The following is a 1376-nucleotide window of genomic DNA, read 5'->3' on the forward strand; positions in this document are numbered from 1 at the left end:
TGAGCCGTCCCGGTAAGTCCGGGGACTGATTTCCTTGAATCACCCCGCCTTCGGTGGGGTGTGCCTGTGATCGTAGTGAAGCGCTTCGACGGCTGCGGGGGTGAAGTCGTCGAGGTAGTCGTGGGGACGTTCGGTGTTGAACCAGTCGACCCATTCGGCGGTGGCGAGTTCGACCTGGCTGACGTCGCGCCACGGGCCTTGCCGATGGATGAGCTCGTTCTTGAACGAACCGACGGTCGTCTCGGCGAGCGCGTTGTCCAGTGCGTCGCCGACCGACCCGACCGAGGGGTCCACTCCTTCGTCGATGAGCCGCTGCGTGAACGCCACCGACGTGTACTGGGCGCCGGCGTCGTTGTGCGCAATCAGGCCACGCAGATCGTAGTGCCCCTCTTGAGCCCGAGTGAAGAATGCGTGCTCGAGGGCGTCAAGAACCAGCGGCGTGGTCATCGACCTCGCTGCCCTCCAGCCGAGAATGCGACGGCTGAACGCATCGATCACGAAGGCCACGTAGACAAAACCGCTCCAGGTCGCCACATACGTAAAATCGGCTACCCACAATCGATTTGGCGTCGGAGCGCAGAAATGGCGATCGACCAGATCCGGGTAACGGGCATGGCTGTCGTCACTGATCGTGGTCTTGTGTTTGGACCCATAGCGGGCCCCCTCCCAGCCCTGGGCGCGCATGATCCGCTCCACCGTGCAACGGGCCACATCGTGGCCCTGGCCGCGCAGCCGGATCCACATCTTGCGTGAGCCCAGGGTCTGCACGAACTTGCCGGTCTTGGCGTCGTTGCGCTGAGTGCTGATGATCTCGACTAGCTCGGCCTCGCGCACCTGGCGGCGCGTCGGGGTCTTGTTGATCCACTCGTAGTAGGTCGACGGGCTGATCGACACCCCGTTGGCCGACAGCACCGCACACATGGGCTCGACACCCCAGCGAAGCCCGGCCCCACCATCAGAGCCGGGCACCTGGTAGTCCTTGTGCTCGGCGATAAACCGAATCACCGTTTCCCGGGCCGGTCGAGCTCGGCCCCGAAGAAAATCGCCGCTGCTTTCAAGATCTCATTGGCGCGGCGCAGTTCAGCGATCTCGCGGCGCAACGCCTTGTTCTCCTGGGCCATCGCCGAGGTCACACCGGGTCGCTGACCGGAATCGACCTGCGAGCCACGAACCCAGGTCCGCAGCGTCTCCGCAGTACCGATTCCCAACATGCCGGCCACCGCGGTGATTGCCGCCCACTCCGAGGGGTACTGCGGGCGGACCTCGGCCACCATCCGCACCGCGCGCTCTCGAAGCTCAGCGGGATACCTGCTTGCACGTCCCATAACTCGAATCCTCCCAAGATCGGGAGTCTCCGGACTTACCGGGACGGCTCA

Annotated in this window: 1 protein-coding gene; it reads right to left on the reverse strand. The window is 64.3% G+C overall.

Annotated features, from left to right (window positions below):
• Positions 1-39 precede the first annotated feature (39 nt).
• Positions 40-1325, reverse strand: a protein-coding gene (locus tag BST10_RS22135; RefSeq protein WP_109559621.1) for an IS3 family transposase whose coding sequence is annotated in 2 segments (ribosomal slippage) — positions 40-1043 and positions 1043-1325 — 1287 coding nt in all. Because the reading frame shifts where the segments join, the coding sequence is not laid out codon by codon here.
• Positions 1326-1376: the final 51 nt, after the last annotated feature.

Source organism: Mycolicibacter algericus DSM 45454 (genome assembly GCF_002086455.1).
Taxonomy (GTDB): Bacteria; Actinomycetota; Actinomycetes; order Mycobacteriales; family Mycobacteriaceae; genus Mycobacterium; species Mycobacterium algericum.